Annotated in this window: 12 protein-coding genes; 7 read left to right on the forward strand and 5 right to left on the reverse strand. The window is 67.9% G+C overall.

Annotation, left to right across the window (positions count from 1 at the left end; genetic code table 11):
- Positions 1–56: 56 nt before the first annotated feature.
- The gene (locus tag ACZ54P_RS22835; RefSeq protein WP_465463576.1) at positions 57–1631 is read right to left on the reverse strand and encodes a solute symporter family protein; all 1575 of its coding nucleotides are present in this window, start codon (positions 1629–1631) and stop codon (positions 57–59) included.
- Positions 1628–2050, reverse strand: a complete 423-nt coding sequence (locus ACZ54P_RS22840; RefSeq protein WP_465463577.1) for a DUF485 domain-containing protein — start codon at positions 2048–2050, stop codon at positions 1628–1630. The genes ACZ54P_RS22835 and ACZ54P_RS22840 overlap by 4 nt, the downstream gene beginning before the upstream one ends.
- A 971-nt stretch (positions 2051–3021) precedes the next feature.
- Between ACZ54P_RS22840 and ACZ54P_RS22845 the strand changes: the two genes are divergently transcribed.
- From ACZ54P_RS22845 to ACZ54P_RS22860, 4 genes are read left to right on the forward strand one after another with little or no spacing between them, the layout of a single operon-like run.
- Entirely contained in the window at positions 3022–6438 is a 3417-nt protein-coding gene (locus tag ACZ54P_RS22845; RefSeq protein ID WP_465463578.1) for a sensor histidine kinase, read from the forward strand.
- Positions 6435–6887 (forward strand): roadblock/LC7 domain-containing protein, encoded by a 453-nt coding sequence (locus ACZ54P_RS22850; RefSeq protein ID WP_005166055.1) that lies wholly within the window; start codon positions 6435–6437, stop codon positions 6885–6887. The genes ACZ54P_RS22845 and ACZ54P_RS22850 overlap by 4 nt, the downstream gene beginning before the upstream one ends.
- A gap of 7 nt (positions 6888–6894) precedes the next feature.
- Positions 6895–7641, forward strand: a complete 747-nt coding sequence (locus tag ACZ54P_RS22855; protein ID WP_465463579.1) for a DUF742 domain-containing protein — start codon at positions 6895–6897, stop codon at positions 7639–7641.
- A 28-nt stretch (positions 7642–7669) separates the two neighbouring features.
- Positions 7670–8233, forward strand: a complete 564-nt coding sequence (locus ACZ54P_RS22860) for a GTP-binding protein (protein ID WP_007033694.1) — start codon at positions 7670–7672, stop codon at positions 8231–8233.
- A gap of 46 nt (positions 8234–8279) precedes the next feature.
- Here the strand turns inward: ACZ54P_RS22860 and ACZ54P_RS22865 are convergent, their stop codons facing one another.
- From ACZ54P_RS22865 to ACZ54P_RS22875, 3 genes are all read right to left on the reverse strand, one after another.
- Positions 8280–8834, reverse strand: coding sequence for a dihydrofolate reductase family protein (locus ACZ54P_RS22865; protein ID WP_465463580.1), 555 nt, complete (start codon positions 8832–8834; stop codon positions 8280–8282).
- A 120-nt stretch (positions 8835–8954) separates the two neighbouring features.
- Positions 8955–9611: a DUF899 domain-containing protein gene (locus tag ACZ54P_RS22870; RefSeq protein WP_465463581.1), complete on the reverse strand. Its 657-nt coding sequence runs from the start codon at positions 9609–9611 to the stop codon at positions 8955–8957.
- On the reverse strand, positions 9604–9942 hold the full coding sequence (locus ACZ54P_RS22875) for an ArsR/SmtB family transcription factor (RefSeq protein WP_465463582.1): 339 nt from the start codon (positions 9940–9942) through the stop codon (positions 9604–9606). Before ACZ54P_RS22875 ends, ACZ54P_RS22870 begins: the two co-directional genes overlap by 8 nt.
- A 135-nt stretch (positions 9943–10077) precedes the next feature.
- Between ACZ54P_RS22875 and icmF the strand changes: the two genes are divergently transcribed.
- Genes icmF through ACZ54P_RS22890 form a run of 3 tightly spaced genes read left to right on the forward strand, consistent with a single transcriptional unit; the run spans position 10078 to position 15189 of the window.
- Positions 10078–13314, forward strand: coding sequence for a fused isobutyryl-CoA mutase/GTPase IcmF (gene icmF, locus ACZ54P_RS22880; RefSeq protein ID WP_465463583.1), 3237 nt, complete (start codon positions 10078–10080; stop codon positions 13312–13314).
- Positions 13315–13357: 43 nt separating this feature from the next.
- Positions 13358–14203 (forward strand): LLM class F420-dependent oxidoreductase, encoded by an 846-nt coding sequence (locus ACZ54P_RS22885; protein WP_465463584.1) that lies wholly within the window; start codon positions 13358–13360, stop codon positions 14201–14203.
- Positions 14200–15189 (forward strand): TIGR03557 family F420-dependent LLM class oxidoreductase, encoded by a 990-nt coding sequence (locus ACZ54P_RS22890; protein WP_061990238.1) that lies wholly within the window; start codon positions 14200–14202, stop codon positions 15187–15189. Before ACZ54P_RS22885 ends, ACZ54P_RS22890 begins: the two co-directional genes overlap by 4 nt.
- Positions 15190–15408 lie beyond the last annotated feature (219 nt).

Here is a 15408-nt window from a genome sequence, read left to right on the forward strand (position 1 = left end):
TCCTTTCCTTGCAAATTTTGCAAGGAAAGGACCTTTCATGGCGCGCGTGACGCCGATCAGGAGCCGATCCCGGTGAGGGACCGCACCTCCATCTCGGCGTGCTTGACCGGATCGGCCTTCGAGCGCCCGACGAACGTGCCGACGAAGCCGCACAGGAACGAGAACGGGATCGACACCAGGCCCGGGTTCTTCAGCGGGAACCAGTGGAAGTCGACGCTGGTGATGATCGAGTCGGCGGCTCCGGACATCACCGGCGAGAAGAACACGAGCACCAGGCTCGCGATCAGTCCGCCGTAGATGCCCCACAGGGTGCCGGTGGTGTTGAACCGCTTCCAGAACAGCGAGTACAGCAACGTCGAGAGGTTCGCCGACGCCGCGACCGCGAACGCCAGTGCCACCAGGAACGCGATGTTCTGCCCGTTCGCCAGGATGCCGCCCACGATCGCGAACGCCCCGACGGCGACCGCGGTCAGCCGGGCGACCCGGACCTCCGCGACCGGTTCCGCCTTGCCGCGTTTGAAGATGTTGGCGTAGACGTCGTGCGCGAAGGAGGCCGACGCGGTGATCGTCAGCCCGGCGACGACGGCGAGGATGGTCGCGAAGGCCACCGCCGAGACGACGCCGAGCAGGACGGTGCCGCCGATGTTCAGCGCCAGCAGCGGCGCCGCGGAGTTTTCCCCGCCCGGCGCGTTCTTGATCGCCTCCGGGCCGACCAGCGCTGCCGCGCCGAAGCCGATGACCAGTGTGCAGAGATAGAAGACGGTCATGCACGCGGTCGCCCACACCACCGAGCGACGCGCCTCGCGCGAGTTCGGCACGGTGTAGAAGCGCATCAGCACGTGCGGCAGCGCGGCGGCGCCGAGGACCAGCGCCAGTGCCAGCGAGACGAAGTCGAGTTTCGTGATCTCGCTCTTGCCGTACGAGCCGCCGGGCTGCAGCAGCTCTTCACCCAGGGGGCTCTTGTCGGCGGCGGCCGAGAGCAGGTTCGAGAAGCTGAAGCCGAACTTGCCGAACAGGAACACGGTGATCAGCGCACCGGTCAGCAACAGGATGGTCGCCTTGATGATCTGCACCCACGTGGTGCCCTTCATCCCGCCGACCAGCACGTACAGCACCATGACGATACCGACGACACCGATCACCAGCGCCTGGCCGATCCCGCCGTGGATGTCGAGCAGCAGCGCCACCAGCCCGCCGGCGCCGGCCATCTGCGCGAGCATGTAGAAGAAGGAGATCACCAGCGTCGACGTCGCGGCCGCGGCGCGGACCGGGCGCTGCTTCATCCGGAAGCTCAGCACGTCGCCCATGGTGAAGCGGCCCGTGTTGCGGAGCAGTTCCGCGATCAGGAGGAGATCGACCAGCCAGGCGACGAGGAACCCGATCGAGTACAGGAAGCCGTCGTAGCCGTGGATCGCGATCGCCCCGGCGATGCCGAGAAACGACGCCGCCGAGAGGAAGTCGCCCGAGAGCGCGATGCCGTTCTGCCGCCCGGTGAAGGCGCTGCCCGCCGCGTAGTAGTCCGAAGTGGAGGAATTGCGCGTGCTGGCGCGGTACACCACGTACAGGGTGATCGCGACGAACAGCGCGAAGACCACGACGTTCAGGATCGGGTCGTTGTCGGGGATGCTCATCGCTCACCCGCCTCGACCGACGCCCGCAGCCGCTCGACCTTGGGGTCGAGCCGCTTGTTGGCGAACCTCAGGTAGGCGATCGTGATCAGCACCGTGCTGGCGAACTGACCGAGCCCGAGCAGGATGCCGACGTTGACCTCGCCGAACACCTTCCGGCTCATGAACTCGTGCGCGTAGGCCGCCAGCAGCACGTACGTCATGTACCAGGTGAAGAACAGCAGGCTCATCGGGAACACGAACCGCCGGAAGGACTTGCGCAGCGCGACGAACTCCTTGCCGTGCTGGATCCGGTCGTAGTCCGGGCCGGTGCTGCGGGGCGGCGCGGGCGCGGGCCGTCGCCCGCGGACGAACAACGCGGGCATCTGCCCGGTGTCCTCGAGGGCGTTGCTCGCCGCGAAGGGACGCGCGACGTCGGGCATGGGGTTCCTCCGAGGCTTGCTGGCATCCGGGCGCGGTACGGAGCGCACATACTAACTACGCCTTCGAGTGCGCTGAAAAGGCGACCCCGCTTCCGTAACCGCAAGCGAGGGTATTCGTTTTCCGATCGCAATTAGATTCCGGGAATTCGTTTCGGCGGAATGATCGAGCTTTTATCACTCTTAATAGTGAGCAAGTTTGTCACGCCCGGTCGTCGCCCGAACGGAGCACTGCGGCAAATGGTTGAGGCTGGCCACGCTGTGTCCCTCGTCTTGGTGACAGATCGTAGTTTCGCTTCCCGGTCACACTCGGCTTCGATACTCTGCCCGCCATCGCCAGGCGCGGAAGATCCCCTGGCTCACCCGATATCCGGAAAGAAATCACCTACGGCGGGGAGGTCGAGCAGACCGGAACGGCAAGGCCACAACATCGGGCACAGATTTGGGCTTGACCCACCCATTGGGGGTACGGACAGTAGTTCGACCGGGCGACGCGGCTACCGAGCGTAGGCTGTTCGGGTGACTCTGGCACACCGTGCGTCGGCGCAACCTGTAACCGGAATTCCCTCGTTTGTGACGCGGGGACGGTTTTCGGGCCTTGTACGTCGTTCGGGCATACACTTTTCCCAGGTCAGCGCCCGTGTGCTGAACGGAATTGACGGTACCTGGATTGGTGTACGATTCTTTGGCCCGGCTGACCCGCAGTGATCGATTGGCAAAGAAAAGTTGATCTCGACGACCATGCACTTCGCAGGTTGCGACCTGCACGTGCAGGTGCAAGACCGTCCGACGCGGACCGGTGCCCCTGGGGACACCCGGATCGCCGGACCGGGTCTCTCGTGCCGCGGTCGATCACGTGGTCAGGCCGGGGCCGAGTTCTCCGCAGGTAGGTTCCTCGCGGGAACGGACGCCTCAGACCGTGCCAGGACGCCGGACAGGGAGTCACCTACGTGACCGTTGCAGGAGAAGGCCAAGTGCCTGTCGGGGAGCTGCTGGGACGCACTCCCCGGCCATCGCGGTGGGCTACCGGCTGGCGCGCGCTCGTGCGCTGGCGGGACTGGAGCCTGCCGGTGAAGCTGTCGGCCGTGACACTGGTGCCGATCCTCATCGCGCTCGCGCTGGGCATCGCCACCATCGCGGGCCAGGTCGGCCGTTCCGACGGCTATCAGCGGCTCGACCGCCTCGTCGCGCTGAGCGGCCAGATCCGTACGCTCGCCGACGGGCTCGGGCGCGAACGCACCCAGTCCGCCGCCGGGCTGACCGCCGGGACCGTCGGCGGCACCCTCGACCTCGCCTCCGCCCGCGGCGACGTCGACACGGCCATCCCGTTGTACCGCGCCGCCGCGATCAGGGCCGTGGAGGCCGAGCCGTCGCTCGCCAAGGCGAAGGACGCCGCGGCCGCCCAGCTGGACAAGCTGGCCGACATCCGGCAGCGGGCCTCAGCCGGGCAGCTCGACCCGGTCCAGGCCATCGGCGAGTACACCGACGTCACCACCGCGCTGCTCGCCGTCGACACCGCGCTGGCCGCGGGCGCCAGTGAAGACGTCCTCGGCGGCACCCCCGCCGCGTTGCACGACCTCGCCGTGATGAAGGAACAGCTGTCGCTGAGCCAGGCGCTGGTCTCCTTCGGCATCGCCCGCTCCGGCCTCGCGCCGAGCGAGCTCAACCAGGTACGCACCGCCGAACTGCGGCTGGCCGACCGGTTCACCGACTTCCGCGCCGCCGCTTCGGAACAGCAGCGCCAGGAGTTCGCCGCCGTCGTCAGCGACGACGCGATGGAGACGCGCGACAGGCTCGCGAAGACCGCACTCGGTGACCAGGGCACGCCCACCCAACAAGCGTTCCGCACGCTGTCCGCGCAGGGCTGGACCGACGCGTCGACCACGATGATCACCAAGGTGGGCGAGGTCGCGAACCAATTCGGCGCGCGGGCGAACGCGGTGTCGGCCGAACTGGTCGACGACGCCAGCAGCGGCGCGGGCCTGCTCGCGGTCCTGCTGTTCGGCGCGATGGTGCTCGCCGTCGCCGTCGTCTTCCTCATCACCCGCCAGCTGCTGCGGTCGCTGAAGGTGCTGCGCGCCAGCGCACTCGACGTCGCCGAGCGGCAGCTGCCCGACGCGGTCCGCAACATCCAGGAGGGCCGCTCGCAGGGCACCGACGTCCAGCCGGTCCCCGTCGGCACCGACGACGAGATCGGCGAGGTCGCCAGGGCCTTCGACAAGGTGCACCACCAGGCGCTGCGCCTGGCCACCGAACAGGCCTCGATGCGGACCGGCTACAGCAACGTGTTCGTCAACCTCTCCCGCCGCAGCCAGAGTCTCGTGCAGCGACAGCTGCAGCTGATCGAACGGCTGGAGCGCGACGAGGAGGACGCCGACCAGCTCGCCACGCTGTTCCAGCTGGACCACCTCGCCACCCGCATGCGGCGCAACAACGAGAACCTGATGGTCCTCTCCGGCGCCGAACCGGGCAGGCGGTCCGGTCAGCCGGTCTCCGCCAGCGACGTGGTGCGCGCGGCGGTGTCCGAGATCGAGCAGTACCAACGGGTCACCGTGCAGAACCCGCCGCCGGTCCGGCTGGTCGGGTACGCGGCCAACGATCTGATGCGCCTGATCGCCGAACTGCTGGACAACGCCACCGCCTTCTCCGCCCCGGAGACCCAGGTGACCGTCGCGACCCGGCTCCTCGAAGACGGCTCGTTCGGCATCGACATCCTCGACAAGGGCATCGGGATGAACGAGGCCGAGGTCGCCGAGGCCAACGCCCGGCTCACCGAGGCCCCCAACGTCGACCTCACCACCTCGCGCCGGATGGGCCTGTTCGTGGTCGGACGGCTGGCCAGCAGGCACCGCATCGGTGTCTCGCTGCACGGTGGCAAGGACATCGTCGGCGTGCGCGCCACCGTCTCGGTCCCGGCGGATCTGGTGATGGTCCCGGCGGGGGATCCCGGCCCCGCCACCGGCCCGATCACCCAGCGCCTCGCGCCGCTGCCGCCGCAGCAGCCGGGTGGCCTGCCCCGCCGCCAGCGTCCCGTCAACGGCTCACGGGCGGCGATGCCGAACGTGCCGTCGCAGGGCGGCGACCGGTGGCCGTCGGCGAACGATCTGGCCGGGCACACCACAGCCGGGCTGAACGGGCACACCCACACCCAGGAACCGCGGCCGCCGTCGGACGCGGAGATCTCGGGAACGGCGCTGTTCAGCCCGATCCCCAAGGAGCAGACGACCCCTCCGCCCGCCCAGTCGCCGTCGGCGCCGCAGCCCCGCCTGCCGGAGCCCGCCGCCGAACCCGAGCCGGTCGCGGAGGAAGCGGAAAAGCCCGCCGAGCCCAAGAAGGCCGCGCCCGCCACGTCGGAAGGCGAGCTGCCCAGCGGCAAGGAACTGTTCGAGGCCAAGAACAGCACCACGCTGAGCGAGTGGTGGAGCCAGGCGGCCCCGCCCGCGGCTCCCGTCGTCCCGCCGCCCACCGCGTCGGAGACGACGCCGATCTTCGACGAGATGCTTTCGGCGTGGTTCCGTTCGCCCGCCCCCACTCCGGAGAAGTCCGCGGCCAAACCCGGGGACAAGAAGGAGAAGCAGGGGAAGAAGGAGCCTGCCGAGAAGAAGGCCGCCGAGCCGGCCGTCGAGGCTGGTTCCGCCACCGAGCAGGAAACCCGCAACTGGGACTTCGCCAGCGACAAGGCCTTCCGCACGGTCCAGGAGGTCTCCCAGACCGCCCCGTCGACGTTCACCGAGGCCGGGTTGCCGCGCCGCCGCAAGGGCGAGCAGCTTCTGCCGGGCAGCGCGCTGTCGTCGGTCCCGGCCGCCGAACCGACCGCCAAGTCGGAGCTGCCGGTCCGCGACCCCGCGAACGTGCGCGGCAGGCTGAGCAGTTTCCAGCAGGGCGTCAAACGGGGCCGCAAGGAGACCGCGGGCAAGACCGCGCCCGCCACCACGCAGCTGCCCGCTCCCGAGACGACCACGACCCCGGAACCCGCCAAGGCTCCCGAACCCGTCAAGGCGCCGGAGACGGTCGCTCGCCCGGCCTCGCCGCCCACCCGGCGTCCGGAGAAGAACCCGCAGGCAGCGACGCCGGAAGCGGAGCCTGCCACCGCCGTGGAGCGGACCGACGCGTGGAACTTCGGCTCCGACGAAGGCTGGAAGGCCGCCCAAGCGGTGTCCCAGTCAGTGCCCTCGAAGACGACTTCGGCAGGATTACCCAGGCGCCGTCGCGGGGAGCAACTGCTTCCGGGCAGCGCGGGACCCCCCGCCGGGGCGGTCACCCCCCGACCACAGCGAGACGCGCACGACGTGCGTGGTCGCCTGAGCAGCTTCCAGCAGGGCATCCAGCGCGGACGGCACCGCACCGCCCAGGCGACCGAAGCCAACCACGAAACCCTGGAGGGTGAATGACCTCGCCGAACCCGGCCCAGCCCCAGCAGAACCAGTTCGGGTGGCTGGTCAATGACTTCGCCGAGCGGGTGCCCGGAGTGGCGCACGCCGTGGTCGTGTCGGCGGACGGCCTCCTGCTCACCGCGTCCAGCAGGCTCCCACTCGACCGGGCCGACCAGCTGGCCGCGGTCGCTTCCGGGCTGGTGAGCTTGACCCAGGGCGCCGCACGGTGTTTCGAGGCCGGCGCGGTCAACGAGACCGTCGTCGAAATGGAACTCGGCATCATGGTGCTGATGTCCATCAGCGACGGCTCCTGTCTGGCCATCCTCGCCGCCCCGAACTGCGACATCGGACAGGTCGCCTACGAGATGACGATGCTCGTCGACCGCGTCGGTCAGATCCTCACCCCGGAACTCCGCGCGCAATTGCAGGGCGCCGGTGGGTCGCTGATCGGCGAACCGGTGGGATGATGTCCCGATGAGCACCGGGTCCGGATCCTTCGGCGAACAGCCGGGGACGGGTGAGCACCAGCCTCCGCGCGCGGGGGCTGCCCATGCTGCCGGTTCACGGGACGACGGCACGTTCGCCGACGTCTTGAACGGCTTCACCCTGGATTCGGGCCGTGGTCGTCGGAAGCGCAAGAAGAACAAGCAGTCCGAGGATTTCCCGGTGGGCGGAGCACGCGCCGCCGGGGAATCAGCAGTCCCGCAGCCGACCGATCAAGGAGACCGCGTGACCTCACTTGCTTCTCCGCCCGACAGCGGCGCAGGTGCCGTCGGGCCGAGACCAGGTGGTCTTTTCGACCCGGGCCCGCCCAGCGGCGAGTTCATCATGCCCGCCGTCTTCGAGCAGGGGCCGTCGCCGCTCGAAGAGACGGCGATCGTCCGTCCGTACGCCCTCACGGGCGGCCGGACCAAGGCGAACTACGCTCTTGAGCTGGAGACGCTCATCTCCACCAAGGACCACGTCGCCGCGGGTAGCCTCCCCGCGGGGGCCACGGAGCAGATCGAGTGCGTTTCGATCATCGAGGAGTGCCGGACCCCGCGCTCGGTCGCCGAGATCGCGGCGATCCTGCGGGTACCGCTGGGTGTGGCACGCGTGCTGATCAGCGACGCGGCGGACGCGGGACTGGTCAGTGTGCACAAGACGATTTCGGGCAATGACGGCGCCGAGGCACATCTGGTGTTGATGGAAAGGGTTTTGAGTGGACTCCGTCGGCTTTAAGGCACCGCGGGAAACCGCGCCCCCGACCATGACATCCGCGAAGATCGTCGTGGCGGGTGGTTTCGGTGCGGGTAAGACGACCTTCGTCGGTTCGGTGTCGGAGATCGTCCCGCTCACCACCGAGGCGATGATGACGGACGCCAGTCGGGGGATCGACAACCTCGACCAGACGCCCAACAAGTCGACCACCACGGTCGCGATGGACTTCGGCCGCGTGTCCCTCGACGCGGACCTGATCCTCTACCTGTTCGGCACGCCCGGGCAGCAGCGGTTCTGGTTCATGTGGGACGACCTCGTCCGCGGCGCGATCGGCGCCGTGGTGCTGGCCGACACGCGACGGCTGGCCGACTCGTTCGCCCCGATCGACTTCTTCGAAGACCGGGGCCTGCCCTACATCGTCGGGGTCAACACCTTCGACGGCATCCTCGAACACGACATCAACGACGTGCGTGAAGCGCTGTCGATCGACCCCAACATCCCGATCGTCCGCTGTGACGCCCGGGAACGGGAGTCGACGAAGCAGACGTTGATCACGCTGGTCGAATACGCCATGCGGCAGTGGATCGCCTTGCGGGCGAGCAACGCGAGGTGAACCTGACGGCGGCAGCGTAGGAGCTGCCGCCCAGGGGCCACCTCACTTACTTTTCGTAGGTCAGCAGTACCGCGCGCCCGTCGAAAGTGCGGGTGCCGGTCAATCGCAGGTCCGTCCGGACGCCGCCCCCGAGCACCTGCTTGCCGCCGCCGAGCACCACCGGGTGCACGACGACGTGGAACTCGTCGATCAGGCCGCGGTCGGCGAGCGCCGTGGCCAGTTCGGCCCCGCCCATCAGCAGGAGATCCTGGCCGGGCCTGCCCTTGAGTTCGGTCACGCGTGCGGTGAGGTCGCCCGCCACGACTTCGGTGTTCCAGTCCGCGGTTTCCAGCGTCCTGGAGAAGACGATCTTCGGCGTCTTCCGCCAGATCGGGGCGAACCACAGGTCGTGCGGGTCGTCGGAGATCGATTCGGCCTGCGGCCAGTACGACGACATCATGTCCCAGACCCGTCGTCCGTAGGCGAAGGTGTCGGCGCGGTCGACCAGTTCCTGGGAGTGGGCGGACAGCTCCGGGCCCATCGCGGCCCAGTCGAACTCGCCCCCCGGGCCTTCGATGCGGCCGTCGAGCGAGGTGTGGACGGCGTAGACGAGCTTGCGCATGGCTTGGATCCCTCCGGTGTGGCGCCCGCCTTCCGGGCGCCGGACACCGAAGGGTCGGAGCGGGCGCGGGGTTCTCGACACCCCAACCCAACCCGCATTCAGAGGACTAAATGCCGAGACTCAGTACTCGTCGTGGCGTTTCCACCAGTGACCCGGCCCGTCGTTCCCGCGGCCGGACTCCTCCCACGCCTCCTGCCGCCCGAGCGGCGTCAGGTCCAGGTACCGCAGCGTCGACACGAGCTGGTCCCCGCCGCGGCCGGTGGTGAAGTAGGTCCGGAACACGTCGTCGCCCTCGCGCAGGAACACGCTCACGCCGAATCCACCGTCGATACCGCAGGCCGGATTGAAGTCGTTGCCGCCGGTCGAGACCCACGGAACGGTCCAGCCCATCCGTTCCTTGTACCGCTCGATCTCGGGCAGCGTCGCTGGCGCGACCACGTACAGCGTGGTGTCGCGGGCGTGCAGATGCGCGAGGTGGCCGATGTTGTCCACGAGCAGCGAGCAGCCGGGGCAGCCGGCCTTCTGCCCGGGGTTGAGCATGAAGTGGTAGACGATCAGCTGACGGCGCCCCTCGAACAGGTCCAGCAGCGTGACCCGACCCTGCGGTCCTTCGAATTCGTACTCGCCGTCGAAGCGGACCATCGGCAGCCGTCGCCGTTCGGCGGCGACCGCGTCCGCGGCCTTGGTGAGTTCCTTTTCCTTGATCAGTAACGCGTCCCGCGCGACCTGCCACTGCTCCTGCGACACGATTTCCGGTAGTGCGATGGTCTCACTCATCTCGATCACCTTTCTGAAGTTCCGCCAGATGGAGTTCCATGCGGTCGAAGCCGCCTTCCCAGAAGCTCCGGTACCGCTCGACCCAGTCGGCGACATCGCCGAGCGGCGCGGCCTCCAGGCGGCAGGGCCGCCACTGCGCCGTCTTGCTCCGGCTGATCAGTCCTGCCCGCTCGAGGACCTTCAGATGCTTGGAGACGGCCTGGAGGCTGACCGGAAAGGGCTCGGCCAGCTCGTTGACGCTGGCCTCGCCGGTGGCGAGCCGGGCGAGGATGGCGCGCCGCGTGGGGTCCGCCAGTGCGGCGAACGTGGCGCTGAGCTGATCAGTGGTCATCGCTGCTCAATCGATCGGTTGTTTAACTCTTCGGTTGAATATACTGGTGTGTGTCGATCTGTCAAGGACGAGTGAGAGCGCCGTCACGCGCGTGGATGGGTTTAAAATAGTAGGAAGTCCAAGTATTTTGGAGGAATGACCAGCGATCTGCACCGGCCCGTGAATCCCGTTCGCTTCGTAACGGCGTCGAGCCTCTTCGACGGGCATGACGCGTCCATCAACATCATGCGGCGCATCTTGCAGTCGCAGGGCGCGGAGGTCGTTCACCTCGGGCACAACCGGTCGGTCGACGAGGTCGCCACCGCGGCCATCGCCGAGGACGTGCAGGGCGTGGCCATCAGCGCCTATCAGGGCGGGCATGTCGAATACTTCAGTTACCTGGTCGAGCTGCTGAACGAACGCGGTGCGGGGCATATCAAGGTGTTCGGCGGCGGGGGCGGCGTCATCGTCCGCGAGGAGATCGACCTGCTGCACTCACGCGGCGTCGCGCGGATCTTCTCGCCGGAAGACGGCTACGAGATGGGCCTTCCGGGCATGATCAACCTGATGATCAAGGCCTGCGACACGGACCTGTCCGCCCCATCGCCGGGCTCGCTGGACAAACTGCTTTCGGGGGACATCCCCGCGTTGTCCCGGGTCATCACGCAGCTTCAGCGCGAGGCATTGCCGCAGGACGTGCTCGACAAGATCACCGAGGCCGCCAAGGCGCGGACGGTGCCGGTCCTGGGGATCACCGGTACGGGTGGCTCCGGCAAGTCGTCGCTCACCGACGAACTGATCCGCCGGTTCCGGCTGGACCAGGAGGACAAGCTCCGCATCGCCGTGCTGGCCGTCGACCCGTCGCGCCGCAAGGGCGGGGGAGCGCTGCTCGGCGACCGGATCCGGATGAACTGCCTTGACGGCAGCCCGGTCTACTTCCGGTCGCTGGCCACCCGGACCACCAGCGGTGAGATCCCGACCGGGCTTTCGGAGTCGATCCTCGCCTGCAAGGCCGCGGGTTTCGACCTGGTGATCGTCGAGACGCCGGGTATCGGCCAGGGTGACGCCGGCATCGTCGACTACGTGGACCAGTCGTTGTACGTCATGACGCCGGAGTTCGGCGCGGCGTCGCAGCTGGAGAAGATCGACATGCTCGACTTCGCCGACGCGGTGGCGATCAACAAGTTCGAGCGCCGCGGCGCCGAGGACGCCCGCCGTGATGTCGCGCGTCAGCTCGTTCGCAACCGTGAGGCGTTCAGCTCCTCGCCCGAGGACATGCCGGTCTACGGCACCAGTGCCGCGAAGTTCAACGACGACGGCGTCACCGCGCTGTACCAGCACCTGCGCGACACGCTCGCCGAACGCGGCCTGACCGTCTCGCCCGGCGTGCTGCCGAAGGTCGAAGGCAAGGTCTCCACCGACGCCAGCACGATCATCCCGGCCAACCGGTCGCGTTATCTCGCGGAGATCGCCGAAACCCTGCGCGGTTACCACACCAAGACCGAGCAGCAGGTCGCCGCGCTGCGCAAGTACGAGCACCTCGCCGCCGCCCAGGAGGCGCTGGCCGCCGTCGACGCGAGCACCGACGCGCTCGACGGCCTGCTCGCCGCGGCCGGGTCCGATGTGGACGGTGAGTCGACGAACCTGCTTTTGCGCTTCCGTGAACTCGCCGAGTCCTACCGCGCCGACGAGCTGGTCGTGAAGATCCGCGACAAGGAACTGCACACCCAGCTCTGGCGCGACACGCTGTCCGGCAACCGGATCCCGCGCGTGGCGCTCCCGCGCTACACCGAATCCGGTGAGCTTCTGTCGTTCCTGCGCCGCGAACACCTGCCCGGGTACTTCCCCTACACCGCGGGTGTCTTCCCGTTCAAACGCGAGGGTGAGGACCCGGCGCGGATGTTCGCCGGTGAGGGCGATCCCTTCCGTACCAACAAACGGTTCAAGCTGCTGTCGGCCGATTCCGAGGCCAAGCGCCTTTCGACCGCGTTCGACTCGGTGACGCTGTACGGGCACGACCCGCACACGCGCCCCGACATCTACGGCAAGGTCGGCACCTCCGGCGTCTCCATCGCGACGCTCGAAGACATGAAGGTGCTCTACGACGGCTTCGACCTCACTTCGCCGAGCACCTCGGTGTCGATGACCATCAACGGCCCGGCGCCGACGATCCTCGCCTTCTTCCTCAACACCGCGATCGACCAGCGCGTCGCGGCGTTCAAGGCCGAACACGGCCGCGAGCCGTCCGAAGCCGAGGCCGCCGAGCTGCGTGAATGGGCGCTGCGCAACGTCCGCGGCACCGTGCAGGCGGACATCCTCAAGGAGGACCAGGGGCAGAACACCTGCATCTTCTCCACCGAATTCAGCCTGCGCATGATGGCCGACATCCAGGAATGGTTCATCGAGCACGGCGTCCGGAACTTCTACTCGGTGTCGATCTCCGGCTATCACATCGCCGAGGCCGGGGCGAACCCGATCTCGCAGCTGGCGTTCACCCTGTCGAACGGTTTCACCTACGTCGAGAGCTACCTCGCGCGCGGGATGGACATCGACGACTTCGCGCCGAACCTGTCGTTCTTCTTCTCCAACGGCATGGACGCCGAGTACTCGGTGCTGGGCCGGGTCGCGCGCCGGATCTGGGCGGTCGCGATGCGCGAGCGCTACGGTGCCAACGAGCGTTCGCAGAAGCTCAAGTACCACGTGCAGACCTCCGGCCGGTCGCTGCACGCGCAGGAGATGAGCTTCAACGACATCCGCACCACGCTGCAGGCGCTGTGCGCGCTGTACGACAACGCGAACTCCTTGCACACCAACGCCTTCGACGAGGCGATCACGACGCCGTCGGAAAGCTCGGTGCGGCGCGCGATGGCCATCCAGATGATCATCAACAAGGAATGGGGCCTGTCGAAGAACGAGAACCCGTTGCAGGGCTCGTTCATCATCGACGAGCTGACCGACCTGGTCGAAGAGGCCGTCCTGCTGGAGTTCGACCGGATCTCCGAACGCGGTGGCGTGCTGGGCGCGATGGAGACCGGCTACCAGCGCGGCAAGATCCAGGACGAGTCGATCCTCTACGAGCGCCAGAAGCACGACGGCACGCTGCCGATCATCGGCGTCAACACCTTCCGCAACCCGAATGCCGGCGAGGACGACGTCGAGGTCGAACTCGCGCGGGCGACCGAGGACGAGAAGCGGTCGCAGCTGGAGCGGCTCGAAGACTTCCAGCGCCGCCACCATGACGAGGCGCAGGTCGCGCTGAAGACGCTGCGCGAGGCCGCGACGCGGGGCGGAAACCTGTTCGGCGTGCTGATGGACGCGGCACGGGTGTGCTCGCTCGGCCAGATCACCGAGGCGTTCTTCGAGGTGGGCGGGCAGTACCGCCGCAACGTCTAGGGCCGCGGGAATATCGCGGGGCGTGTTCGGGTAGTTGCTGGACATGGAGATCGGAATCGCCACCTTCCTCACCGATGAAGGCATCAGGCCGGACGTCCTCGCCGCCGCGGTGGAAGAGCGCGGGTTCAGCTCACTGCAGATCGCGGAGCACTCGCACATCCCGACGAGCCGGGAAACGCCGTACCCGGGCGGCGGCGAGCTGCCGAGGATCTACTACCGGACCTTGGACCCGTTCGTCGCGCTGACCGCGGCGGCCGGGGCCACGTCGAACCTGAAACTGGGCACGGGCGTCGCGCTGCTGCAGCAGCGCGACGTCATCCACACCGCGAAAGAGGTCGCCTCGCTGGACCTGGTTTCGCGCGGCCGGTTCCTTTTCGGCGTCGGCGTCGGGTGGAACCGGGAGGAAATGCGCAATCACGGCACCGATCCGAAGACGCGAGGCGCGCTCGTCGACGAGCAACTGGCCGCGCTGAAGGAGATCTGGACCAAGGACGAGGCCGAATTCCACGGCGAGTTCGTCGACTTCGACCCGATCTTCGCGTGGCCCAAGCCGGTGCAGAAGCCGCATCCGCCGATCTACATCGGCGGCGCGGGGGAGAAGGCGATGCAGCGGATCGCGAAGTTCGGTGACGGCTGGCTGCCGCATGCCCACACCCCGCCGGAGGAACTGCGCAAGGCCCGTCAGTGGCTGGCCGACCAGGGCCGGAGCGACGTCAAGTTCTCCGCTTTCGGTGCTTCGCCGGAGGAGGACGCGCTGCGCGCGCTGGTGAGCGGAGGCGTCGACGAGGCGACGCTCTTCCTGCCGACCGAGCCCGAAGCAGAGACACTGGAACGACTCGACCGGTACGCGAAGGTCGCCGAGAGCTTTCGAAAGGGGCAGCAAGCGTGACTGAGGTTCAAATCGGCTTGGCCGCGGCACTGGAGCAGTTCTCGCCGCGCGAGTCGATCCGGCTGGCGGCGCTGGCCGAACAACACGGATTCTCCGGCCAGATGGCCGCCGACCACTTCCAGCCCTGGGTCCCGCAGCAGGGCGAGGCCTCGTTCGTGTGGAGTGTGCTCGCCTCACTGGCGGAGAACACCACCGGCGACCTCGGCCCCGGCGTGACCTGTCCGTCGTTCCGGCTGCACCCGTCGATGGTCGCCCAGGCCGCGGCGACGCTCGAGGCCACCTACCCCGGCCGGACTTGGCTCGGCATCGGCTCCGGTGAAGCGCTCAACGAGCACATCATCGGCGGCTACTGGCCGGAGGCGCCCGAGCGGGTGCGGCGGATGTTCGAGGCGCTCGAAGTCATCCGGAAACTGTTCACCGGCAAGGACGTCAAGCACAGCGGCGAGTTCTTCAAACTGCACACCACCCGGCTGTGGACCCTGCCGGACGAGCCGCCGCCGATCTACATCGCGTCGGCGGGCCCGTACACCTCGCGCAAGACCGGTGAACTCGCCGACGGACTGATCACGCCGGGCGCGTCGATCGAGAAACTCGCCGGGATCCTCGACAACTTCGGCACCGGCGCGCGCAAGGCGGGCAAGGACCCGGACTCGATGCCGAAACTGCTGCAGGTGCACCTGTCGTGGGCCGAGGACGACGAAACGGCGTGGGCCAACGCGATGGACCAGTGGCCCAACGGCGGCATGAAGTTCCCCAAGGCCGACATCCGCTCGCCGTTCGACTTCGCGCAGATGGCGAAACTGGTGCGGCGAGAGGACTTCGAAGGCCGGATGGTCGTCTCGTCCGATCCGGACGTGCACCGCGCGGCGCTGCAAAAGTACGTCGACGCCGGCTTCAACCGGATCTACCTCCACAACGTGGGCCGGAACCAGGACGAGTTCATCGAGACGTTCGGGCGGGACGTGCTTCCGAAGTTGACCGCCTGAGGCTGGTCGTGGGTGGCGATTCGTGTTCTGGCGAACCGTCTCTTAGGTGCCTACTCGGGGCCTGTGGCCTTGTCGGCGTGAAGTACATGAAGGCCCCCTTCCTTGCGCTAGGCGCAAGGAAGGGGGCCTTCATGTACTGGGGGAAGGTGTGAAGGTCGTGTTTCCTCGGCTGAGCCGGGTGAAGGGAACTTTGAGGGACTCCGGGTCCCTCCGGCCTCG

The sequence above is a fragment of the Amycolatopsis sp. NPDC034160 genome (assembly GCF_055575355.1).

Bases quoted from the DNA above. Each gene is read 5' to 3' on its own strand.
- ACZ54P_RS22835 (WP_465463576.1), bottom strand. From the start codon at position 1,631: ATGAGCATCCCCGACAACGACCCGATCCTGAACGTCGTGGTCTTCGCG.
- ACZ54P_RS22840 (WP_465463577.1), bottom strand. From the start codon at position 2,050: ATGCCCGACGTCGCGCGTCCCTTCGCGGCGAGCAACGCCCTCGAGGAC.
- ACZ54P_RS22850 (WP_005166055.1), top strand. From the start codon at position 6,435: ATGACCTCGCCGAACCCGGCCCAGCCCCAGCAGAACCAGTTCGGGTGG.
- ACZ54P_RS22855 (WP_465463579.1), top strand. From the start codon at position 6,895: ATGAGCACCGGGTCCGGATCCTTCGGCGAACAGCCGGGGACGGGTGAG.
- ACZ54P_RS22860 (WP_007033694.1), top strand. From the start codon at position 7,670: ATGACATCCGCGAAGATCGTCGTGGCGGGTGGTTTCGGTGCGGGTAAG.
- ACZ54P_RS22865 (WP_465463580.1), bottom strand. From the start codon at position 8,834: ATGCGCAAGCTCGTCTACGCCGTCCACACCTCGCTCGACGGCCGCATC.
- ACZ54P_RS22870 (WP_465463581.1), bottom strand. From the start codon at position 9,611: ATGAGTGAGACCATCGCACTACCGGAAATCGTGTCGCAGGAGCAGTGG.
- ACZ54P_RS22875 (WP_465463582.1), bottom strand. From the start codon at position 9,942: ATGACCACTGATCAGCTCAGCGCCACGTTCGCCGCACTGGCGGACCCC.
- icmF (WP_465463583.1), top strand. From the start codon at position 10,078: ATGACCAGCGATCTGCACCGGCCCGTGAATCCCGTTCGCTTCGTAACG.
- ACZ54P_RS22885 (WP_465463584.1), top strand. From the start codon at position 13,358: ATGGAGATCGGAATCGCCACCTTCCTCACCGATGAAGGCATCAGGCCG.